This window comes from Vibrio sp. 16 (assembly GCF_963681195.1).
GTDB lineage: Bacteria > Pseudomonadota > Gammaproteobacteria > Enterobacterales > Vibrionaceae > Vibrio > Vibrio sinaloensis_D.
The window spans coordinates 2,186,428-2,208,747 of sequence record NZ_OY808997.1 but is presented as its reverse complement, the minus strand read 5'-3'; the positions used below and the strand labels follow the sequence as shown (position 1 = coordinate 2,208,747).

General features: G+C 46.2%; 17 protein-coding genes. 13 read left to right on the top strand and 4 right to left on the bottom strand.

Annotation, left to right across the window (positions count from 1 at the left end):
• The first annotated feature begins 73 nt into the window (after window positions 1-73).
• From tuf to rpoC, 9 genes are all read left to right on the top strand, one after another.
• Window positions 74-1,258, top strand: coding sequence for an elongation factor Tu (gene tuf, locus U9J37_RS10030; protein WP_322413806.1), 1,185 nt, complete (start codon window positions 74-76; stop codon window positions 1,256-1,258).
• Window positions 1,259-1,535: 277 nt separating this feature from the next.
• Window positions 1,536-1,916, top strand: a complete 381-nt coding sequence (secE, locus tag U9J37_RS10025; protein ID WP_038140692.1) for a preprotein translocase subunit SecE — start codon at window positions 1,536-1,538, stop codon at window positions 1,914-1,916.
• Between the two features lie 13 nt (window positions 1,917-1,929).
• Window positions 1,930-2,478, top strand: coding sequence for a transcription termination/antitermination protein NusG (gene nusG, locus U9J37_RS10020; protein ID WP_008078233.1), 549 nt, complete (start codon window positions 1,930-1,932; stop codon window positions 2,476-2,478).
• Between the two features lie 144 nt (window positions 2,479-2,622).
• Window positions 2,623-3,051 (top strand): 50S ribosomal protein L11, encoded by a 429-nt coding sequence (gene rplK / locus U9J37_RS10015; protein WP_008078231.1) that lies wholly within the window; start codon window positions 2,623-2,625, stop codon window positions 3,049-3,051.
• A gap of 4 nt (window positions 3,052-3,055) precedes the next feature.
• Window positions 3,056-3,760 (top strand): 50S ribosomal protein L1, encoded by a 705-nt coding sequence (rplA, locus tag U9J37_RS10010; protein WP_038140688.1) that lies wholly within the window; start codon window positions 3,056-3,058, stop codon window positions 3,758-3,760.
• A gap of 301 nt (window positions 3,761-4,061) precedes the next feature.
• Window positions 4,062-4,556, top strand: a complete 495-nt coding sequence (gene rplJ / locus U9J37_RS10005; protein ID WP_005476296.1) for a 50S ribosomal protein L10 — start codon at window positions 4,062-4,064, stop codon at window positions 4,554-4,556.
• A gap of 57 nt (window positions 4,557-4,613) precedes the next feature.
• Window positions 4,614-4,982, top strand: coding sequence for a 50S ribosomal protein L7/L12 (gene rplL, locus U9J37_RS10000; RefSeq protein WP_005476299.1), 369 nt, complete (start codon window positions 4,614-4,616; stop codon window positions 4,980-4,982).
• A gap of 231 nt (window positions 4,983-5,213) precedes the next feature.
• Window positions 5,214-9,242: a DNA-directed RNA polymerase subunit beta gene (gene rpoB / locus U9J37_RS09995; protein ID WP_005476270.1), complete on the top strand. Its 4,029-nt coding sequence runs from the start codon at window positions 5,214-5,216 to the stop codon at window positions 9,240-9,242.
• A 91-nt stretch (window positions 9,243-9,333) separates the two neighbouring features.
• Window positions 9,334-13,536, top strand: a complete 4,203-nt coding sequence (rpoC, locus tag U9J37_RS09990; protein WP_005476288.1) for a DNA-directed RNA polymerase subunit beta' — start codon at window positions 9,334-9,336, stop codon at window positions 13,534-13,536.
• Window positions 13,537-13,687: 151 nt separating this feature from the next.
• Here rpoC and U9J37_RS09985 read toward each other — a convergent pair whose 3' ends face one another.
• Window positions 13,688-14,182, bottom strand: coding sequence for an Rsd/AlgQ family anti-sigma factor (locus tag U9J37_RS09985; protein WP_005476304.1), 495 nt, complete (start codon window positions 14,180-14,182; stop codon window positions 13,688-13,690).
• A gap of 179 nt (window positions 14,183-14,361) precedes the next feature.
• Between U9J37_RS09985 and nudC the strand changes: the two genes are divergently transcribed.
• The 4 genes from nudC (at window position 14,362) to U9J37_RS09965 (ending at window position 18,293) form a co-directional block, all read left to right on the top strand.
• Window positions 14,362-15,150, top strand: coding sequence for an NAD(+) diphosphatase (gene nudC / locus U9J37_RS09980; RefSeq protein ID WP_005476300.1), 789 nt, complete (start codon window positions 14,362-14,364; stop codon window positions 15,148-15,150).
• Between the two features lie 260 nt (window positions 15,151-15,410).
• Window positions 15,411-16,478, top strand: coding sequence for a uroporphyrinogen decarboxylase (gene hemE / locus U9J37_RS09975; protein WP_005476295.1), 1,068 nt, complete (start codon window positions 15,411-15,413; stop codon window positions 16,476-16,478).
• Window positions 16,479-16,584: 106 nt separating this feature from the next.
• A complete protein-coding gene (locus tag U9J37_RS09970; RefSeq protein ID WP_005476269.1) occupies window positions 16,585-17,220 on the top strand; it encodes a TetR/AcrR family transcriptional regulator in 636 nt (211 codons plus the stop codon).
• A 104-nt stretch (window positions 17,221-17,324) separates the two neighbouring features.
• On the top strand, window positions 17,325-18,293 hold the full coding sequence (locus tag U9J37_RS09965) for a DHHA1 domain-containing protein (protein ID WP_005476298.1): 969 nt from the start codon (window positions 17,325-17,327) through the stop codon (window positions 18,291-18,293).
• A gap of 5 nt (window positions 18,294-18,298) precedes the next feature.
• Here the strand turns inward: U9J37_RS09965 and U9J37_RS09960 are convergent, their stop codons facing one another.
• The 3 genes from U9J37_RS09960 to U9J37_RS09950 all read right to left on the bottom strand — a co-directional run bounded on the left by U9J37_RS09960 (window position 18,299) and on the right by U9J37_RS09950 (window position 22,291).
• Window positions 18,299-19,375: a murein hydrolase activator EnvC family protein gene (locus tag U9J37_RS09960; protein ID WP_411572121.1), complete on the bottom strand. Its 1,077-nt coding sequence runs from the start codon at window positions 19,373-19,375 to the stop codon at window positions 18,299-18,301.
• Window positions 19,376-19,633: 258 nt separating this feature from the next.
• Window positions 19,634-21,166 carry a 2,3-bisphosphoglycerate-independent phosphoglycerate mutase gene (gene gpmM / locus U9J37_RS09955; protein ID WP_043887456.1) on the bottom strand — a complete coding sequence of 511 codons (1,533 nt, stop codon included), beginning with the start codon at window positions 21,164-21,166 and terminating at the stop codon, window positions 19,634-19,636.
• 237 nt (window positions 21,167-21,403) lie between these two features.
• A complete protein-coding gene (locus U9J37_RS09950; protein WP_005476268.1) occupies window positions 21,404-22,291 on the bottom strand; it encodes a DMT family transporter in 888 nt (295 codons plus the stop codon).
• Window positions 22,292-22,320 lie beyond the last annotated feature (29 nt).

Below are 22,320 nucleotides of genomic sequence, written 5' to 3'. Positions count from 1 at the left end.
GTAAGATTAACACCAATACTTTTGGTTGCGTGGTCATCAAAGCCACCTAAATCCGTACCTAGAGGGACAACCCATGTCTAAAGAAAAATTTGAACGTACGAAACCGCACGTAAACGTTGGTACTATCGGCCACGTTGACCACGGTAAAACAACTCTTACAGCTGCAATCTGTACTACTCTTGCTAAAGTATACGGCGGTGAAGCGAAAGACTTCGCATCTATCGATAACGCTCCAGAAGAGCGTGAGCGCGGTATCACAATCGCTACTTCTCACGTAGAGTACGACACTCCATCACGTCACTACGCACACGTAGACTGTCCAGGACACGCTGACTATGTTAAAAACATGATCACAGGTGCTGCACAGATGGACGGTGGTATCCTAGTTGTTGCTGCGACAGATGGCCCAATGCCACAAACTCGTGAGCACATCCTACTAGGCCGTCAGGTTGGTATCCCATACATCATCGTATTCATGAACAAATGTGACATGGTTGATGATGAAGAGCTTCTAGAGCTAGTAGAAATGGAAGTTCGTGAACTTCTATCTGAGTACGACTTCCCAGGTGATGACCTACCAGTTATCCAAGGTTCTGCACTAGGCGCACTAAACGGCGAAGAGCAGTGGGAAGCTAAGATTGTAGAACTAGCAGAAGCGCTAGATTCATACATTCCAGAGCCAGAGCGTGCAATCGATCAGCCATTCCTAATGCCAATCGAAGACGTATTCTCAATCCAAGGTCGTGGTACAGTAGTTACTGGTCGTATCGAGCGCGGTATCCTAACTGTAGGTGACGAAGTAGAAATCGTAGGTATCAAAGAAACTACAACAACTACTTGTACTGGTGTTGAGATGTTCCGTAAGCTTCTAGACGAAGGTCGTGCGGGTGAGAACGTTGGTGCACTTCTACGTGGTACTAAGCGTGACGAAGTAGAGCGTGGTCAAGTACTAGCAGCTCCTAAGTCAATCAACCCACACACTAAGTTTGAGTCAGAAGTATACGTACTGTCTAAAGATGAAGGTGGTCGTCACACTCCATTCTTCAAAGGCTACCGTCCACAGTTCTACTTCCGTACAACTGACGTAACTGGTGACATCCAGCTACCAGAAGGCGTAGAAATGGTAATGCCAGGTGACAACGTTAAGATGACTGTTGAGCTAATCGCGCCAATCGCAATGGACGAAGGTCTACGTTTCGCGATCCGTGAAGGTGGCCGTACAGTAGGTGCTGGTGTTGTTGCTAAGATCTTCGACTAATTCTTTACGAATAGCTGAAGTCTTCGGAAAAATCTTTGAATAAGATTTGACGAACCAGTAGCAAAAAGGGCATCATTTGATGCCCTTTTTCTGCACTAAATATAATGTTTGCCGATTTCTTGTCCAAGCAAGCATTAAGCAGGATTTTTTGGTCGTGATGTTATGTCTCGATCAATGAAAAGAGTACGTCAATCGATTACGATTGTCGTTTCATGGATTTGCCCTGCAACAGCGGGGTTGTTTTCGTCTATATTAAGACTTGTGACAGGTTGGTTTTATGAAAGCTAATAATGCTGAAACTCCTGATAGCTCAAATGGCGCAGATATCTTCAAGTGGATTGTCACTTTTGCTCTGCTAGCTGCCGCTGTTGTGGGTAATTACCTGTATGGTGAAATGTCTGTAGTGGTTCGCGCTGCAGGCGTTGTTGTACTTATTGCTGCGGCACTAGGTGTTGCTGCTACAACAACTAAAGGTAAAGCTGCGATCGATTTTGCTAAAGAATCTCGTATGGAAGTTCGCAAAGTGGTTTGGCCAACGCGTCAAGAAACTATGCAAACAACTTTGATCGTTTTAGCTGTAAGTATTGTAATGGCTCTAGCGCTATGGGGCATTGACGGCATTATGGTTCGTCTTGTTGCTTTAGCGACTGGGGTATAGAGGGTTTTTATACATGAGTGAAGCTCCAAAAAAACGCTGGTATGTGGTTCAAGCCTTCTCTGGATTTGAAGGTCGTGTAGCTCAATCTCTTCGCGAGCATATCAAAATGCATAGCATGGAAGAGCTATTTGGTGAAGTTTTAGTCCCTACTGAAGAAGTAGTGGAAATGCGCGCAGGTCAACGTCGTAAATCTGAGCGTAAATTCTTCCCAGGTTACGTCCTAGTTCAGATGATCATGAACGATGAATCATGGCACCTAGTACGCAGTGTGCCGCGTGTCATGGGCTTCATTGGTGGTACCTCTGACCGTCCAGCTCCTATCACTGATAAAGAAGCTGACGCTATTCTTAACCGTCTTGAGAAAGCGAGTGAAGCGCCTCGTCCACGTACTATGTACGAAGCGGGTGAAGTGGTACGTGTTACAGATGGTCCATTTGCTGACTTCAACGGTACTGTTGAAGAAGTGGATTACGAGAAGAGCCGCCTGAAAGTGTCTGTGTCGATCTTTGGTCGTGCAACACCAGTTGAGCTTGAATTTGGTCAGGTTGAAAAACTTGATTAAATAACGACCTTTTTAGGGTTGTATAAGGCGCGAATTATGACTATAATTTCGCGCCTTTTTACTTCTGATGAAGTAAAAAGAATTTTACGTAAACGGGGAGCTGATCAGTCGATTGGCGTTTGAACCCAAAACTTAGGAATTATCATGGCTAAGAAAGTTGAAGCTTACATCAAGCTACAAGTTGCAGCTGGTATGGCGAACCCAAGTCCACCAGTTGGTCCTGCACTAGGTCAACACGGTGTTAACATCATGGAATTCTGTAAAGCGTTCAACGCGAAAACAGAATCTATCGAGAAAGGTCTACCGACTCCAGTTGTTATCACAGTATACAACGACCGTTCTTTCACGTTCGTAACTAAGACTCCACCTGCTGCTGTTCTTCTTAAGAAAGCTGCTGGCGTTAAGTCTGGTTCAGGCCGTCCAAACACTGAAAAAGTGGGTACTGTAACTGACGCTCAAATCCAAGAAATCGCAGAAACTAAAGCTGCTGATATGACTGGTGCTGACATCGAAGCAATGAAGCGTTCAATCGCTGGTACTGCTCGTTCAATGGGCCTAGTGGTAGAGGGTTAATAAGATGGCTAAACTAACTAAGCGCATGCGCGTAATCCGCGAAAAAGTTGACGTAACTAAAGAATACGAAATCAACGAAGCTGTAGCTCTTCTTCAAGAACTAGCGACTGCTAAGTTCGTTGAGTCTGTAGACGTTGCTGTTAACCTAGGCATCGATGCTCGTAAATCTGACCAGAACGTACGTGGTGCAACTGTACTACCTCACGGTACTGGCCGCGAAATCCGCGTTGCAGTGTTCACTCAAGGTGCAAACGCTGAAGCAGCTAAAGAAGCTGGCGCAGACATCGTTGGTATGGAAGATCTTGCTGAGCAAGTGAAGAAAGGCGAAATGAACTTCGACGTAGTTGTTGCTTCTCCAGATGCAATGCGCGTTGTAGGTCAACTAGGTACTATCCTAGGTCCTCGCGGTCTAATGCCAAACCCTAAAGTTGGTACTGTAACTCCTAACGTTGCTGAAGCGGTTAAGAACGCTAAAGCTGGTCAGGTTCGTTACCGTAACGACAAGAACGGCATTATCCACACTACTATTGGTAAAGCAAACTTCTCTGCTGAGCAGATCAAAGAGAACCTAGAAGCTCTTCTAGTTGCTCTGAAGAAAGCTAAGCCATCTTCAGCGAAAGGTACTTTCCTGAAGAAAGTAAGCATCTCTACTACAATGGGTGCTGGTGTTGCTGTTGATCAGGGTAGCCTGAACACTCAAGCAAGCTAATAAATTTGCTTAGGCGCAAAATTAGTGTATAATTCTGCGCCTAATATTTGTGGTTGGGGCTGAACTTTGGTTCATTAAATTCTTTTTGAATTTAGTCTGAATTATGACCCAGTCTCCGTCCAAGACCGTAGGTGTTTGAATTTGTTTTACAAGTTTAAACTTAATATTTCCTACGTAGATGGTGCCCGAACTGACAGAAAGCTCTATGTAAATAGTTAACTTTCTTCTGGGAAGCACCTAAATAACTCTCACTGTCGTGATGATAGTGAGCGGTGTAACGACAACCAGGAGTAAATCCAAGATGGCTTTAAACCTTCAAGACAAAAAAGCAATTGTTGCTGAAGTCAACGAAGCTGCCAGTGGTGCACTTTCTGCAGTTGTAGCTGATTCTCGTGGCGTAGAAGTAGGCGCTATGACTTCACTACGTAAACAAGCTCGTGAAGCTGGTGTTTACGTACGTGTTGTTCGTAACACGCTTATGCGTCGTGCGGTTGCAGGTACAGACTACGAATGTCTAACTGAGACATTTACTGGTCCTACTCTAATCGCATTCTCTAACGAGCACCCAGGTGCTGCAGCGCGTCTTTTCAAAGACTTCGCTAAAGAGAACAAAGACTTCGAGATCAAAGCTGCTGCATTTGAAGGCGCGCTAACTGACGCTGAAGTACTAGCGACACTACCAACTTACGACGAAGCTATCGCACGCCTAATGATGTGCATGAAAGAAGCTTCTGCAGGCAAGCTGGTACGTACTATCGCTGCACTACGCGACCAAAAAGAAGAAGCTGCTGCTTAAGCCTTGCTTTTCACTGGTTGCTATTTAAACTTATTGTTGATTTAAAAGAGAATTGTTATGTCTATCACTAACGAGCAAATCCTAGACGCAGTTGCAGAAATGTCTGTAATGCAAGTTGTTGAACTAATCGAAGCAATGGAAGAGAAATTCGGTGTTTCTGCTGCTGCTGCTGTTGTAGCTGGCGGCGCTGCTGCAGGCGAAGCTGCTGCTGAGCAAACTGAATTCGACGTAATCCTAGAATCTGCTGGCGGTAACAAAGTTGCTGTAATCAAAGCAGTACGTGGCGCAACTGGCCTAGGTCTTAAAGAAGCTAAAGCTCTAGTAGACGGTGCTCCAGCACCTCTTAAAGAAGGCATCGAGAAAGACGAAGCTGAAGCTCTTAAAGCTCAGCTAGAAGAAGCTGGCGCAACTGTTGTTGTTAAGTAATTATTACTTAAGCTTCTTAGCCTAACGGCTATGGCTGGTGGTTTTATAACCACCGGCCTTTTTGCGCTGTAGGGGTTAGGTGATTTTTCCGCTGTTTAGGCGCCTACCTCCAAGCAAAAAACATTTCATTATCTCTTAACGAAATGTCACTACAGTTAAACAGTTGTTCAGTCACTGTCTCATAACGATTGGAGACAGTTTGGGTCACTTATCAGCGAGCTGAGGAACCCCATGGTTTACTCTTATACCGAGAAAAAGCGCATCCGTAAGGACTTTGGTACTCGTCCACAAGTTTTGGACATTCCATACCTGCTATCGATCCAGCTCGATTCGTTCGAAAAATTCATCGAACAGGATCCTGAAGGTCAATACGGTCTTGAAGCTGCTTTCCGTTCTGTATTTCCAATTCAGAGCTACAACGGCAATTCCGAGCTGCAATACGTTAGCTACCGTCTTGGTGAGCCAGTTTTTGATGTTAAAGAATGTCAAATCCGTGGCGTAACTTATTCAAAACCTCTACGCGTTAAACTACGCCTAGTTATTTTTGATAAAGACGCGCCAGCAGGTACTGTAAAAGATATTAAAGAACAAGAAGTCTACATGGGCGAAATTCCGCTTATGACAGACAATGGTACCTTCGTAATCAATGGTACCGAGAGGGTTATCGTATCCCAGCTGCACAGAAGCCCTGGCGTATTCTTCGACAGCGATAAGGGTAAGACCCACTCATCAGGTAAAGTTCTTTATAACGCACGTGTTATTCCTTACCGTGGTTCATGGCTTGATTTCGAGTTTGATCCTAAGGATAACCTATACGTACGTATCGACCGCCGTCGTAAGCTACCAGCATCTATCATTCTTCGCGCACTAGGTAAGACGACAGAAGAGATCCTGGACATCTTCTTTGAGAAGGTGAACTTCGAAGTTAAAGATCAAACTCTACTTATGGAGCTTGTTCCTGATCGTCTACGTGGTGAAACTGCGTCATTCGATATCGAAGCAAACGGCAAAGTTTACGTTGAAACTGGTCGTCGTGTAACTGCACGCCACATCCGTCAGCTTGAAAAAGATGGCGTTGATCATATCGAAGTACCTGTTGAGTACATCGTAGGCAAAGTTGCATCGAAAGATTACATCAACGAAGCGACTGGCGAGATCATTGTTGGTGCAAACCAAGAGATCAGTCTTGAAGCACTAGCGAACCTTTCGCAAGCTGGCCATAAAGCACTAGAAGTTCTATTTACGAACGATCTAGACCACGGTCCATTCATGTCAGAAACGCTACGTATCGACAGCACTGTTGATCGTATTTCTGCTCTGGTAGAAATCTACCGCATGATGCGCCCTGGCGAGCCACCAACGAAAGAAGCTGCTGAAGCACTATTCGAAAGCCTATTCTTCTCTGAAGAGCGTTACGATCTATCGACTGTTGGTCGTATGAAGTTCAACAGCTCTATCGAACGTGAAGATGCACAAGAGCAAGGCACACTTGACGAAACTGATATCGTTGAAGTGATGAAGAAGCTTATCGCTATCCGTAACGGCATCGGTGAAGTGGACGATATCGACCACCTAGGTAACCGTCGTATCCGTTCTGTTGGCGAAATGGCAGAAAACCAATTCCGCGTTGGTCTAGTACGTGTTGAACGTGCTGTTAAAGAGCGTCTAAGCCTTGGTGACCTTGATGCAATCATGCCTCAAGACCTAATCAATGCTAAGCCTATCTCTGCTGCGGTTAAAGAATTCTTTGGCTCTTCACAGCTGTCTCAGTTCATGGACCAAAACAACCCGTTATCAGAAGTTACGCATAAGCGTCGTATTTCTGCATTGGGTCCTGGCGGTCTAACTCGTGAACGTGCTGGCTTCGAAGTACGTGACGTACACGTAACTCACTACGGTCGTCTATGTCCTATCGAAACGCCTGAAGGTCCAAACATCGGTCTGATCAACTCTCTATCTGCGTTTGCGCGTTGTAACGAGTACGGTTTCCTAGAGACTCCATACCGTCGCGTTGTAGATGGCGTAGTAACAGACGAAGTAGATTACCTATCTGCTATTCAGGAAGGTCAGTACGTTATCGCTCAGGCGAACACTGTTCTTACTGAAGAAGGCACATTTGCTGAAGAGCTAATCACAGCTCGTCAGAAAGGTGAATCTGGCCTACACCCACGCGAACATGTTGACTACATGGACGTTGCAACTAACCAGGTTGTATCTATCGCTGCATCGCTTATCCCGTTCCTAGAACACGATGATGCGAACCGTGCATTGATGGGTGCCAACATGCAACGTCAGGCAGTTCCAACACTTAAGGCTGATAAGCCTCTAGTTGGTACTGGTATCGAGCGTAACATCGCAGTTGACTCTGGTGTTACAGCAGTAGCGAAACGTGGTGGTGTAATCCAGTCTGTAGATGCTTCTCGTATCGTTGTTAAAGTTAACGAAGACGAGCTGATCCCTGGTGAAGCAGGTATCGATATCTACAACCTAACTAAATACACTCGTTCGAACCAAAACACGTGTATCAACCAGCGTCCATGTGTGATGCCGGGTGAACCAGTAGCACGTGGTGACGTTCTTGCTGATGGTCCTTCAACAGACCTTGGTGAGCTAGCGCTTGGTCAGAACATGCGTATCGCATTCATGCCTTGGAACGGTTACAACTTCGAAGACTCGATCTTAGTATCTGAGCGCGTAGTTCAAGAAGACCGTTTCACTACGATCCACATTCAAGAGCTATCTTGTGTGGCGCGTGATACTAAGCTTGGTGCTGAAGAGATCACTGCTGACATTCCGAACGTAGGTGAGTCTGCTCTGTCTAAACTAGACGAGTCAGGTATCGTTTACATCGGTGCGGAAGTGAAAGGCGGTGACATCCTTGTAGGTAAAGTAACGCCTAAAGGTGAAACTCAGCTAACTCCTGAAGAGAAGCTACTACGTGCTATCTTCGGTGAGAAAGCGTCAGACGTTAAAGATACGTCTCTACGCGTACCAAACTCTGTATCAGGTACGATCATCGACGTTCAAGTATTTACTCGTGACGGTGTTGAAAAAGACAAACGTGCACTTGAAATTGAACAGATGCAGCTTAAAGAAGCGAAGAAAGACCTAACTGAAGAATTCCAGATTCTTGAGGGTGGCCTTCTAAACCGTGTTAAAGCTGTACTAATCGACGGTGGTTACACTGAAGCGAAACTAGATGCTATTGATCGTAAGAAGTGGCTAGAGCTAACGCTTGAAGACGATGCACAACAATCACAGCTTGAGCAACTTGCTGAGCAGTGGGATGAGCTAAAAGCTGACTTCGATAAGAAGTTTGAAACTAAGCGTCGTAAGATCACACAAGGTGATGATCTAGCACCTGGCGTACTGAAGATCGTTAAGGTTTACCTAGCGGTTAAGCGTCGTATCCAGCCTGGTGATAAGATGGCGGGTCGTCACGGTAACAAGGGTGTAATCTCTAAGATCAACCCTGTTGAAGACATGCCTTACGATGAGAAAGGTCAGCCGGTTGACATCGTACTAAACCCACTGGGTGTACCATCGCGTATGAACATCGGTCAGATCCTAGAAGTACACTTAGGTCTGGCAGCGAAAGGTATCGGTGACAAGATCAACCAGATGGTGAAAGAGCAGCAAGAGCTTGCTAAGTTCCGTGACTTCCTACAGAAGGTTTACGATCTTGGTGAAACTCGTCAGAAAGTAGACGTAGCGTCTCTATCTGATGATGAAGTTCGTACGCTGATCAAGAACCTACGTGGTGGTCTACCGATCGCGACTCCAGTATTTGACGGTGCTTCTGAGCAATCAATCAAAGAGCTTCTGAAACTGGGTGATCTGCCAGAATCAGGTCAACTTAAGCTGTTTGATGGTCGCACTGGTGACGAGTTTGAGCGTCCAGTAACTGTTGGTTACATGTACATGCTGAAACTGAACCACCTTGTTGATGACAAGATGCACGCTCGTTCAACTGGTTCGTACAGCCTAGTAACTCAGCAACCACTTGGTGGTAAAGCTCAGTTCGGTGGTCAGCGTTTCGGTGAGATGGAAGTATGGGCACTAGAAGCATACGGTGCTGCTTACACGCTTCAAGAAATGCTAACCGTTAAGTCGGATGACGTTAACGGCCGTACTAAGATGTATAAGAACATCGTAGATGGTAACCACAGCATGGAACCTGGTATGCCAGAATCGTTCAACGTATTGTTGAAAGAGATTCGCTCGCTAGGTATCAACATCGAGCTAGAAGACGAAGAGTAATCCCTTCTTTCTAAATAGAAAAAGAGATTATTTGGTAGAAGGTGCTCACTTTTGCGGGTGAGCTCCTTTTAACTCCTTACAGGAGCTGATTGTGAAAGACTTATTAAACTTTCTAAAAGCGCAGCATAAGACCGAAGAATTTGATGCAATCAAAATCGGTCTATCTTCACCAGACATGATCCGTTCATGGTCTTTCGGTGAAGTTAAAAAACCTGAAACGATCAACTATCGTACGTTCAAGCCTGAGCGTGATGGTCTGTTCTGTGCGCGTATCTTTGGTCCAGTAAAAGACTACGAATGTCTTTGTGGCAAATACAAGCGTCTGAAACACCGTGGCGTTATCTGTGAGAAGTGTGGCGTTGAAGTTACACAAACTAAAGTTCGTCGTGACCGCATGGGCCACATCGAGCTTGCATCACCAGTTGCTCACATCTGGTTCCTAAAATCACTACCGTCTCGTATCGGTCTACTAATGGATATCCCTCTACGTGATATCGAACGTGTTCTTTACTTCGAAATGTACGTAGTAACTGAACCAGGTATGACGGATCTAGAAAAATCTCAGATGCTTACTGAAGAAGAGTATCTGGATCGTCTAGAAGAGTGGGGTGATGAATTCACGGCTAAGATGGGTGCGGAAGCGATCAAAGACCTACTTGCGTCTATGGATCTTCCAGCTGAAATCGAAGAAATGCGTGAAGAGCTTCAGTCTACTAACTCAGAGACTAAGCGTAAGAAGATCACTAAGCGTCTGAAGCTAGTTGAAGCGTTTGTTCAATCTGGTAACAACCCAGAGTGGATGATCCTAACTGTGCTTCCGGTACTTCCGCCAGATCTACGTCCTCTAGTTCCACTAGACGGCGGTCGCTTCGCGACTTCTGATCTGAACGACCTATACCGTCGCGTAATCAACCGTAACAACCGTTTGAAGCGTCTTCTAGAGCTAGCGGCTCCGGACATCATCGTACGTAACGAAAAACGTATGCTGCAAGAGTCTGTTGATGCACTTCTAGATAACGGTCGTCGCGGTCGTGCGATCACAGGTTCGAACAAACGTCCTCTGAAATCTCTTGCTGATATGATCAAGGGTAAGCAAGGTCGTTTCCGTCAGAACCTTCTAGGTAAGCGTGTAGACTACTCTGGCCGTTCTGTAATCACAGTAGGTCCATACCTTCGTCTACACCAGTGTGGTCTTCCTAAGAAGATGGCACTTGAGCTATTCAAACCATTCATCTACAGCAAGCTAGAGACTCGTGGCCTAGCGACGACAATCAAAGCTGCTAAGAAGATGGTAGAGCGTGAAGAAGCGGTCGTTTGGGATATCCTAGACGAAGTAATCCGTGAACACCCAGTACTATTGAACCGTGCACCTACACTTCACCGTCTAGGTATTCAGGCGTTCGAACCAGTACTGATCGAAGGTAAAGCGATTCAGCTACACCCACTAGTGTGTGCGGCATACAACGCCGACTTCGATGGTGACCAAATGGCGGTTCACGTGCCTCTAACTCTAGAAGCACAGCTTGAAGCTCGTACACTGATGATGTCGACAAACAACATTCTGTCGCCAGCGTCAGGTGATCCGATCATCGTACCTTCTCAGGACGTTGTATTGGGTCTTTACTACATGACTCGTGACAAGATCAACGTGAAAGGCGAAGGTATGTACCTTGCTAGTCCAGCTGAGGCTGAGAAGGCATACCGCACTAAGACTGCTGAGCTACACGCTCGCGTTAAAGTTCGTATCACTGAGACTGTTAAAGACGAAGATGGCAACAGCACTACAGAGACTAAGCTAGTTGATACAACTATCGGTCGTGCAATGCTATGGCAAATCGTGCCAGCTGGTCTTCCGTACAGCATCGTTAACCAAAAGCTAGGTAAGAAGCAAATCTCTAACCTACTTAACGAGGCGTACCGTAAGCTAGGTCTTAAAGACACAGTAATCTTCGCTGACCAAATCATGTACACAGGTTTCGCTTACGCAGCACTTTCTGGTGTATCTGTTGGTATTGACGACATGGTTGTACCTGCAGCTAAGTACACTGAGATCGAAGAAGCAGAAGCAGAAGTTCGCGAAATTCAAGAACAGTACCAATCTGGTCTTGTAACTGCGGGTGAGCGCTACAACAAAGTGATCGATATTTGGGCATCGACCAACGATCGCGTAGCGAAAGCGATGATGGAGAACCTATCTTCTGAAACTGTTGTTAACCGCGATGGTGATGAAGAGCAGCAAGAGTCATTCAACAGCATCTACATGATGGCTGACTCGGGCGCTCGTGGTTCTGCAGCTCAGATTCGTCAGCTAGCAGGTATGCGTGGTCTGATGGCGCGTCCAGATGGTTCAATCATCGAAACGCCGATCACTGCGAACTTTAAAGAAGGTCTAAACGTACTTCAGTACTTTATCTCAACGCACGGTGCTCGTAAGGGTCTTGCGGATACGGCACTGAAAACAGCGAACTCGGGTTACCTAACTCGTCGTCTAGTAGACGTTGCTCAAGACGTTGTAGTTACAGAGCACGACTGTGGCACTCACGAAGGCGTTCACATGATGCCTCACATCGAGGGTGGTGATGTTAAGGTTGCTCTTACTGAACTTGCTCTTGGTCGTGTAGTTGCTGAAGACGTTCTTAAGCCAGGTACTGAAGATGTTCTGATCCCACGTAATACTCTAATTGATGAGAAGTGGTGTCAGATCATGGAAGAAAACTCTGTAGACAGCATGAAAGTGCGCTCAGTTGTAACATGTGACACAGACTTCGGTTGTTGTGCTCAGTGTTACGGCCGTGACCTAGCACGTGGTCACCTAGTGAACCAAGGTGAAGCAGTCGGTGTTATCGCTGCTCAGTCTATCGGTGAACCAGGTACACAGCTAACGATGCGTACGTTCCACATCGGTGGTGCAGCATCTACTGCAGCAGCAGAGAACAGCATCCAAGCTAAGAACACAGGTACTGTTAAACTTCACAACGCGAAGTTTGTAACGAACAAAGACGGTAAGCTTGTTATCACTTCTCGTGCATCTGAACTAACCATCATTGATGAGTTCGGCCGTACGAAAGAGAAACACAAACTGCCTTACGGTTCTCTACTGACTAAAGGCGACAACGACGCAGTTGAAGCTGGTGAAACAGTAGCTAACTGGGAAGCGCACACTATGCCAATCATCACTGAAGTGGCAGGTCGCATCCAGTTCGTAGATATGATCGATGGCGTAACAGTTTCTCGTCAAACAGATGACCTAACAGGTCTATCTTCAAGCGAAGTCACTGATGCAGCAGCTCGTCCATCTGCAGGTAAAGATATGCGTCCAGCTATCAAACTTGTTGATGCAGCAGGCAACGACGTAATGATTCCTGGTACTGAAATGCCAGCTCACTACTTCCTACCTGGTAAAGCGATCGTGAACATCGAAGACGGCGCAGAAGTAGGTGTGGGTGATACACTTGCACGTATTCCTCAGAAGTCTGGCGGTAACAAAGATATCACCGGTGGTCTTCCACGCGTTGCGGACCTATTCGAAGCACGTAAGCCTAAAGAGCCTGCGATCCTTGCTGAGAAGACGGGTACTGTTAGCTTCGGTAAAGAGACCAAAGGTAAGCGTCGTCTAGTTATCACTCAAGAGAGTGGTGAAGCGTACGAAGAGATGATTCCTAAGCATCGTCAGCTTAACGTTTTCGAAGGTGAAAAAGTTGAGTGTGGTGACGTAATTGCGGATGGTCCAGAGTCTCCACATGACATTCTACGTCTACGTGGTGTACACGCTGTGACTGAATACATCGCGAACGAAGTTCAAGAAGTATACCGTCTGCAAGGCGTTAAGATTAACGATAAGCACATTGAGACTATCGTTCGTCAGATGCTACGTAAGTGTACAATCACATTTGCTGGTGACTCTGAGTTCCTAGCCGGTGAGCAGGTTGAATACGCGAACGTTAAGGTTGCTAACCGTCAACTAGAAGCAGAAGGCAAAGAGCCAGCACGCTTCGAACGTGAACTACTAGGTATCACGAAGGCGTCTCTAGCGACTGAATCGTTCATCTCTGCGGCATCGTTCCAGGAGACAACTCGCGTACTAACAGAAGCCGCGGTTTCTGGTAAGCGTGATGAGCTACGTGGTCTGAAAGAAAACGTAATTGTTGGTCGTCTAATCCCTGCAGGTACAGGTTTCGCATACCACCAAGAGCGTCAAGCTAAGCGTGTAGAAGAGCAAGAAGGTCCTTCAGCTGAACAAGCGACAGACAACCTTGCAGCACTGCTTAACGCAGGTTTCTCATCTGACGAGTAATCGCAGATAAAGAAATGACAAAAGGCACCTTCGGGTGCCTTTTTTGTGTCTATATCATGGGACTTTTGTTGCTGATAGCTGTGCCTGGAGGCAAAAGCAAAGGGTCAACGTGTTTACGTTAACCCGTCGTGATGGCAAGTTATTTTCCTGGTTATGCGCCCGGTGGGATGGCTAAGCTGTCAGCGATCAACTGAATTAAGCTGTCTTCTACCTCAAAACGCATTTCTAACACTTCACCAACTGAGGACATGTCGGCTTCGAAGTCAGGCAGTTCATCTTCTGCGCTGACATTAACGTACTTGTCGTTGAATTCCAAAAGTGGGTCGGTAGTGAGTACAATCTTAGCGTAGGCGGCATCAATCTCGTTGTTTGTCTTAAAGCCGGTAGCTTGCCACTTTTCCATTACCATGTCGTAGATTTTGAAATGGCCTTCGGAGATGTAGTCGACAACGTGATCGCAAAAAGAGCTAATTTGCTTAGGAGAAGGGAGTTCAACCACGTTACTGTGCCCATTGACGGGCTGGAGAGAACCGAGTTTACAGTATTCAACAATCAGTGATTGTCGAGTTTCTAGCCAATGGTCAATGACTTCACTTGAGCCACCCCACTGTTCTTGTGTTCTTTTTAGTTTATTTAGCATGACCATGCCCTCATGATCGGATCACACTCCGGTGATCATTACGCTTTGTAGTAACAAAGCTGTTCTAGAGATACAACCTCTTGTCCTTACTAGAATTTATAGCCAGAAAATTGCCTTACTACAAACTCTGGTATGAATTTAGATTGCCAGTAAAATGGTTTGACTGCAAGTGAAGAGGATGGACAATGTTAAATAAAGGTGACATCAACCCTATGCATAACTGTTACTGGTGTGTTGTGTCTGGGAGTGACATTTGGTTGTTAGACGGAAGATTACCCAAAGGCAGCAGCCATGAGTTAGACCTACCTCTAGAGCTTGCCACTGAAGTGGGCGTCTATGAAGGGATACCAGTGATGTGGCTTAATGAAGCGGATTTGAACTGCGACTATGTGCTAACGTCACTGCGAGATTGTTTGCATTTTCCTGAGCCCTTGTTTTTGCTGATGAGCAAAGCCATTCAATATGGCCATATGAACCAATCAATGCGCTTTTGTCCCCAATGTGGAGGCCGTAATCACCTCAATCACAACCAACTAGCCATGCAATGTGGTGATTGTCGGACATTGCATTATCCAAGAATTTTTCCATGTATCATCGTTGCTGTCCGTAAAGACAGCCAACTGCTGCTTGCCCAACATCCAAGACATCGAAATGGGATGTATACCGTCATTGCGGGCTTCTTGGAGGTAGGAGAAACCCTAGAGCAATGTGTTGCCCGCGAAGTCAAAGAAGAAACCGGTATTGAGGTGACCAACATTCGTTACGTTGGCAGTCAGCCATGGGCGTTTCCATCCAGTATGATGATGGGATTTCTCGCCGATTATCAATCTGGTACGTTAAAGCCGGATTATAGTGAGCTGAGTGATGCTCGTTGGTTCCATCCAAACGATATGCCGCCAGTCGCCCCCAAAGGGACGATTGCTCGTGAACTTATTGAAACGACATGCCAGCTAATAAATGACTTAGAGTCTTGAAAAATAGGCAAAAAAAACCCTCCGAGAAGGAGGGGGTAAGTAAGATGTCGTTATGAGATGCCAAGCACTGAGTGCTCGGTTTATAATTGTAGTTTTCGCTAGCAAACAAATTTTTAACACCCTTACTGAATGGGTGCAAATTAAGCACTGATTTTATAGTTAATAACTTGATCTAGGTTGCAAAGCACACAGCTTTTGCGAGCCAAACAGTGTTAGAATAACGGCCACAAAAAGTGAGTCTAAAGAATCGGATATACGGAATGACAGAATTAAAAAATGATCGTTACCTGCGCGCTCTGCTCAAGCAGCCAGTCGATTACACACCAGTATGGATGATGCGCCAAGCAGGTCGATACCTTCCAGAATATAAAGCAACGCGTGCTGAAGCCGGTGATTTTATGTCACTGTGTAAAAACGCTGAGCTCGCGTCAGAGGTAACTCTTCAGCCACTGCGTCGTTTTCCTTTGGATGCTGCGATTCTATTCTCTGATATTCTAACTATCCCAGACGCAATGGGTCTTGAACTTCGTTTCGCTGCCGGTGAGGGTCCAGTATTCGACAAGCCAATTACCTGCAAAGCGGACGTAGAAAAGATCGGTATTCCCGATCCTGAAGGTGAGCTGAAGTACGTAATGAACGCTGTGCGTCAGATCCGTAAAGATCTGAACGGCGATGTACCATTGATCGGTTTCTCTGGTAGCCCTTGGACGCTCGCGACTTACATGGTTGAAGGTGGTAGCTCTAAGGCCTTCACTAAGATCAAAAAGATGATGTACGCTGAGCCACAAACGCTACATCTATTGCTTGATAAGTTAGCAGATAGCGTGATTGAGTACTTAAACGCGCAAATCAAAGCGGGTGCGCAATCTGTGATGGTATTTGATACTTGGGGTGGCGTGCTGACTCCTCGTGACTACAACCTATTCTCGCTGCAGTACATGCACAAGATTGTCGACGGTCTAATCCGTGAAAACGACGGTCGTCGCGTTCCTGTTACCCTATTCACTAAGAATGGTGGCATGTGGCTGGAGCAGATCGCTGCGACTGGCTGTGATGCGGTAGGTCTAGACTGGACAATTAATATCCAAGACGCGGTGAAGCGTGTTGGCGATAAAGTTGCACTGCAAGGCAATATGGATCCATCTATGTTGTACGCATCGCCAGAACGTATTCGTGAGGAAGTCGCGACAATCCTTGAAGGGTTTGGCGATGCAGGTACAGGCCATGTATTTAACCTAGGCCACGGCATCCATTTGGATGTTCCGCCAGAAAACGCAGGTGTGTTTGTCGAAGCCGTACATGAGCTATCTAAGCCGTACCACAAATAACTAAGTAACTGATTGAAAGCGCCTGATATGACCAGGCGCTTTTTTGTTATGGGTTACACTAACCGCTATACTGCACAATAGAAATGGAAGAGGGTACGGAATAATAATGAAAACACGCGACAAAATAGTGTTGGCAGCGTTAGAGCTATTTAATCAACATGGTGAACGTAACATCACCACGAATCACATTGCAGCGCATATCGACATCAGTCCGGGAAACCTTTATTACCACTTCCGCAACAAGCAAGAGATCGTCCGTGAGATTTTTGCACTTTATTCGAATGAGCTTCTAGAGCGCTTCACCCCAATCCAAGCTCAACAGGAAAGTCTAGTGATGCTCAAGCATTATCTGGATTCTATTTTTACTTTGATGTGGAAATACCGATTCTTTTACGCCAACTTGCCAGAGATTCTGCAGCGAGACGAACAGTTGCATGAGGAATACATTCAGGTACAGGAAAAGTTACAAACCAATCTAGTTAACATTATGCGAGTCTTTGTCGGGTTGGAGCTGCTGAATGTCGAAGAGAGCGAAATGAAGCCTCTCGTGACGACACTGCATCTTATCGCGTGCAGCTGGTTGGGCTATCAAGCCGCGATGTCACCAAAGACTCAAATCACGGAGCAAGTCATCCACCAAGGTATGTTGCAAATGATCGCCGTGGTGAAGCCCAAAGCGACCGAACAAGGTCTTGAGCAACTACAGCTGCTGGAAGATGGAGTAAAAGCGATCCACGCATAAGTGCTTGTCTCGCATCGAATCTTACCTAAGATATAACCAATTCAAATTGTCCTCAGTTTTCGAACCCATTAAAGTGTAGTCAGATACTTTGATGGGTTTATTCTATGCACTACGATGTTTTTAATGGCGATGCGGATGGCATCATCGCTCTGTTGCAACTGCGCTTGGCTCAGCCCATGGAATCCACGTTAGTGACGGGAGTTAAGCGAGATGTTCAACTGCTAAAGACGTTGTCAGTATCTGCTGGCGATACTCTTACTGTTCTTGATATCTCTATGGCTCAGAATCATGCAGAACTTCGTCAGGCGTTGGCTAACGGCGCTCGAGTGTTTTACGCGGATCATCACAAAGCAGGAGAGATTCCAGACCATCCGAATCTAGAGGCGCATATTGACCTAGACGCAAACAATTGTACCGCACTAATAGTCGATGAGCTGTTAAACGGCCGCTTCCATACTTGGGCGATTACCGCTGCATATGGTGACAATCTGGTAGCTAAAGCGGATCAACTGGCTGACAAGGCGGGTTTGAGCGCCTTGGAGAAAGCGCAACTCAAAGAGTTAGGAATCCTGATCAACTACAATGGGTATGGCGCGAATGTTGGCGATCTTCATTATGCTCCGGATGATCTTTTTAAAGCACTGTTAGCTTACGATACCCCTTTTGCGTTACTTGCTGACAAATCATCGCCATTCTACGTACTTCAGTCAGCGTATCAGCAGGATATGGACCTAGCGTTAACAACCGAAGCGCAATATCAAAGTGAGGTGTTAGGTGTGTTCGCACTGCCTAATTGTGCAGCCTCAAGAAGAATCAGTGGCGTGTATGGCAATCTCTTAGCCAACCAGTCTCCCGATCGTGCGCATGCCGTATTGACCCAAAACAGTGATGGAACGTATACCGTCTCATTGAGAGCGCCATTGAATAACAAGCAAGGTGCCGGAGATATTTGTTCTCAGTTCGTCACTGGCGGTGGTCGCGCAGCAGCAGCTGGTGTGAACGTTTTACCTAAAGAGCAGCTTGAGCACTTTATTGAGATTGTTGAGGCTTACTATCGTGGCCAATCCATTTAAGCAAATTAGCGGGTTAACCACGATTTAGGGTTTTGGGTTTTGCTGTTTCGGCGAATCTCAAAGTAGAGTGATGGTCTTGATTGTCCGCCAGTATCTCCCGCGAGGGCGATAGTTTCCCCCGCAGTGACCTTGTCGCCTTCTTTCTTTAGCAGGCTTTGATTAAAGCCGTATAGCGTCATATCGCCTTTGCCGTGGTCAAGCAAAACAACCAAGCCATAGCCACGTAGATAATCCGCAAAGACCACTGTGCCTGAATAGACGGCTTTCACTGACTGACCGTAGTTGGCGTTGATGACCATACCTTTCCAGTTAAGCTGGCCAGTTTGTTTTGTCCCGTAATTATGTAGCACTCTACCTTTGACCGGCCAAGGCAGTTTGCCTTTTTGGCGAGCTAAACCGTCCATAGGCACCGCATTTCGCTTCGCGGCTTTGGCGATTTCTGCTTTTAGGCGAGTTTCATTGCGCTGAAGTTCTGACAGGTACACTTTGTCGTTTGAAATGCTCTTTTTAATTTTCGAGACCGTTCCTTTGCGCTGCGATTGTGTTTTTGTTAATTGATCGCTTTTTTGGGTTTGTTGCGTTAGGAGTGCCGTTATCTCTTGTTGCTCAAGTTTGAGTTGCTGATGGCTGAGTTCAAGTTGTTCGACCGTTTGCTCTAGCTCATGAATTGTCTCAGCGCGTTGTTTGGCTAAGTGTTGAAAATACTGACTGATCCTATCTTCTTCGACACCATGATTGAGTATGTTAGAAGAGGATTTAGCGCGTTGGGTGATGTAATAGGTTTGGACTAACTCTGCAAGCTTGTCGCTTTGCGCTTTCTTTTGCGCTTCTAAGTGCGAGATGTTCTCTTGCAGGGACTCAATGTTCTGATTGGTTTGATCGAGTGATGCCTTCGTCTTTTTGATATCACTGCGTAAACGCGCAATTGTGGTTTCCTGATTGCGGAGTGACTTTTGTAGGTCGTCGAGTTTTTTTTGTTGGCTACTTAAGGATTGTTTTTGGCGCGATATTTCACCGCTCACTCCCTTCAATTCTGCGTCAGAGGCCGCATAACTGATAGAGGTTGAACTTAGGGAAAGGATAAACCCAAGCGCGCACAACGTGAAATACGCAGAAACAGTCCTTGGTGGAATCACAATCTATATCCTATCTGAGCTATGTCTTTGAGAGAAAAACAGTATACCCAAACCTTTTGTGGGGAAGAAAGGAGAATGTGAAAAGTTGCACGTCGGCTATCTCGTTATTGTTTGAATTGACTATGTTCTAATTCAAGCGCACTAAATCGGTGGGCACAAAAAACCCGAGCAAAGCTCGGGTTTGTATTCGTCATTCGAGAAGGTTTACTTCACAAGAACCGTACCAGTCATTTCAGCTGGGATCTCTAGACCTGTTAGCGCTAGCATTGTTGGCGCTAGGTCAGACAGTTTACCGCCTTCTTTGAACTCAACGTCTTTGTCACCAACGTAGATTAGCGGCACTGGTAGGTTAGTGTGCGCAGTGTGAGTGCCACCTGTTTCTGGGTCTACCATCATTTCTGCGTTACCGTGGTCAGCAGTGATCAGCATTTGACCGCCGACTTCTTCGATAGCTGCTGTTACTTTAGCTACACATTCGTCCATTGCTTCAATTGCTTGAACGGCGGCTTCGTAAACGCCAGTGTGACCAACCATATCTGGGTTCGGGTAGTTACAGATGATGGTGTCATACTTACCAGACTTGATAGCCGCAACCATCTTCTCAGTCAGTTCAGCTGAGCTCATCTCTGGCTGTAGGTCGTAAGTTGCTACTTTTGGTGAAGCAACAAGTTGACGCTCTTCGCCTTCGAACTCGTTCTCAACACCGCCGTTGAAGAAGAAAGTTACGTGCGCGTATTTCTCAGTTTCAGAGATACGTAGCTGAGTTTTACCTTGCTTAGATAGCCACTCACCGTAAGTGTTGTCTAGAGACGCTGGTGGGAATGCGATCGCTAGTGGGATGTCTGCTGCGTATTGCGTTAGCATCACGAAGTTGATTGCAGGGAATACAGCACGCTCAAAGCCATCAAACGCAGGTACGAAAGTACGAGTGATTTGGCGAGCACGGTCAGCGCGGTAGTTCATGAAGATTACTGCATCGCCGTCTGCGATTACTGCATCTTCTTGACCTTCTGCTTTGATTGCTGTCGCTTTAACAAACTCATCGTTTTCGTCACGAGCGTAAGCCGCTTCAAGGCCTGCTACAGCTGAATCGAACGTAAATTCTGCTTTCGCTTGAGTTAGAAGATCGTAAGCAACTTGTACGCGATCCCAGTTGTTGTCACGGTCCATTGCGTAGTAACGACCAACTAGAGAAGCCACACGGCCTTTGCCTAGTTTAGCGAATAGCTCGTCAAAGCGTTTTAGTGAGTTTTCTGCGCTGCGTGGTGGCGTGTCACGGCCGTCTAGGAAGCAGTGTAGGTAAATCTTCTCTGCGCCACGTGCTGCTGCCATTTCTACGGCTGCGTAGATGTGATCTTCGTGAGAGTGTACGCCACCTGGAGACATCAGACCCATGATGTGGACTGCTTTTTCCGCTTTAACCGCGGAATCAATCGCTTCTACGATAGCTGGAGTTTCAGCAAACTCACCGTCAGCAATAGATTTAGTGATGCGAGTTAGGTCTTGGTATACCACGCGGCCTGCGCCGATGTTAGTGTGGCCAACTTCTGAGTTACCCATTTGACCATCAGGTAGGCCAACATCCATGCCAGAAGCAGAGATTAGAGTGTTTGGTTTATTAGCAAACAGGCTGTCTAGGAAAGGAGTTTTCGCGTTTGCGATTGCGTTGCTTGCTGTATCTTCACGGTGACCGTAACCGTCAAGAATAACTAGAGCCATAGGCTTCTTAGCTGTCATAGTGATGACCTCGTCAAATTTCAAAGTAACTTTGGAAACTAAATTAGCGTAATTTTACTACACTTTTTAACCAAAACTGTAGGTTAAGATCAAATATTGTTTGTGAAATATTGTTGTTATCTTTCACCCTATAATTTGTATGTATACGTTTGCCCAGTGCGTTTTACTCTTTCTCAAGTGTGATTCTCTCTCAATGGTAGAGAAAGAAAAGCAGATATCACCGATTTCTGTAATAGGTTATTGCACCAAAATTCCTGTGCCGACAACGGCTACGATTGCCCCAATCCATGCAAAGCGATTGGGGCGTTTACCTGAGTAAATCCAAAGTATAGGCAATAACATGATTGGAGTAGTAGAGGACAGCAACGCCACCATGCCGACATTACCTTCTTGCAGTGCATAGAGAATAAGTGTCATGCCGACTGCCATGGCAAGAAAACCGTTGATGGCAGTAATTGAAAATATCTTGATGTTCATAGGTTGAGTGGCTCGAGCGAGTTTTGCGCCACTTAAGAAAAACAGACAATGGGCGGCAAAAGCGGTCATCATTCTCATGGCTGAGGCAGCAACAGGATCAATGTCTGTTTGCATGATGGGTTTGGCAATGATGCCACCGAGTGCTTGGCAAAGTGCTGCGACCAATCCTAGGCCAACACCAATCCAAACTTTACCTTTGATTGCTTCCAATTGGTTGTCGGTTTGCCCTTTTCGGCCAAAGAAAATCGCAGTGATTACGCCAGTGAACACAAGCAGAGAGCCCAGTAGCTCCATATTGGTCATGGTTTCACTAAACAGGAAGTAACCCAAAATCGCTGAAAAAACGGCGTGACACGAGAAGAGAAGGCCAGCTTGTCTTGGTCCCATGCGGTTCAGGCAAGCAAAGAGCGCAGTGTCGCCAATGAATATACCAATGACACCTGACAGCATCATCGCCGAAATTGCCGATGTTTCGACGGTTGACCATCCGCCGGTAACCATCGCCATCGTCCCCAAAATGAGCGATGTGCAGCCCATTCGCCATCGGCTGTAGGCAAAGGTGCCTAAATGTTGTGCGGGAGTGACCGAAAGTAAGCTGGCGACAGCCCATAAAAATGCTGCCGCCAAGGCCAGCCATTCAAAGCCCATTGACACGATATCCTTGTGACTAGGTAAAG

Excerpts from the sequence above, each read along its gene's own strand:
- tuf (WP_322413806.1), top strand. The coding sequence starts at position 74 with ATGTCTAAAGAAAAATTTGAACGTACGAAACCGCACGTAAACGTTGGT.
- secE (WP_038140692.1), top strand. The coding sequence starts at position 1,536 with ATGAAAGCTAATAATGCTGAAACTCCTGATAGCTCAAATGGCGCAGAT.
- nusG (WP_008078233.1), top strand. The coding sequence starts at position 1,930 with ATGAGTGAAGCTCCAAAAAAACGCTGGTATGTGGTTCAAGCCTTCTCT.
- rplK (WP_008078231.1), top strand. The coding sequence starts at position 2,623 with ATGGCTAAGAAAGTTGAAGCTTACATCAAGCTACAAGTTGCAGCTGGT.
- rplA (WP_038140688.1), top strand. The coding sequence starts at position 3,056 with ATGGCTAAACTAACTAAGCGCATGCGCGTAATCCGCGAAAAAGTTGAC.
- rplJ (WP_005476296.1), top strand. The coding sequence starts at position 4,062 with ATGGCTTTAAACCTTCAAGACAAAAAAGCAATTGTTGCTGAAGTCAAC.
- rplL (WP_005476299.1), top strand. The coding sequence starts at position 4,614 with ATGTCTATCACTAACGAGCAAATCCTAGACGCAGTTGCAGAAATGTCT.
- rpoB (WP_005476270.1), top strand. The coding sequence starts at position 5,214 with ATGGTTTACTCTTATACCGAGAAAAAGCGCATCCGTAAGGACTTTGGT.
- U9J37_RS09985 (WP_005476304.1), bottom strand. The coding sequence starts at position 14,182 with ATGGTCATGCTAAATAAACTAAAAAGAACACAAGAACAGTGGGGTGGC.
- nudC (WP_005476300.1), top strand. The coding sequence starts at position 14,362 with ATGTTAAATAAAGGTGACATCAACCCTATGCATAACTGTTACTGGTGT.
- hemE (WP_005476295.1), top strand. The coding sequence starts at position 15,411 with ATGACAGAATTAAAAAATGATCGTTACCTGCGCGCTCTGCTCAAGCAG.
- U9J37_RS09970 (WP_005476269.1), top strand. The coding sequence starts at position 16,585 with ATGAAAACACGCGACAAAATAGTGTTGGCAGCGTTAGAGCTATTTAAT.
- U9J37_RS09965 (WP_005476298.1), top strand. The coding sequence starts at position 17,325 with ATGCACTACGATGTTTTTAATGGCGATGCGGATGGCATCATCGCTCTG.
- gpmM (WP_043887456.1), bottom strand. The coding sequence starts at position 21,166 with ATGACAGCTAAGAAGCCTATGGCTCTAGTTATTCTTGACGGTTACGGT.
- U9J37_RS09950 (WP_005476268.1), bottom strand. The coding sequence starts at position 22,291 with ATGGGCTTTGAATGGCTGGCCTTGGCGGCAGCATTTTTATGGGCTGTC.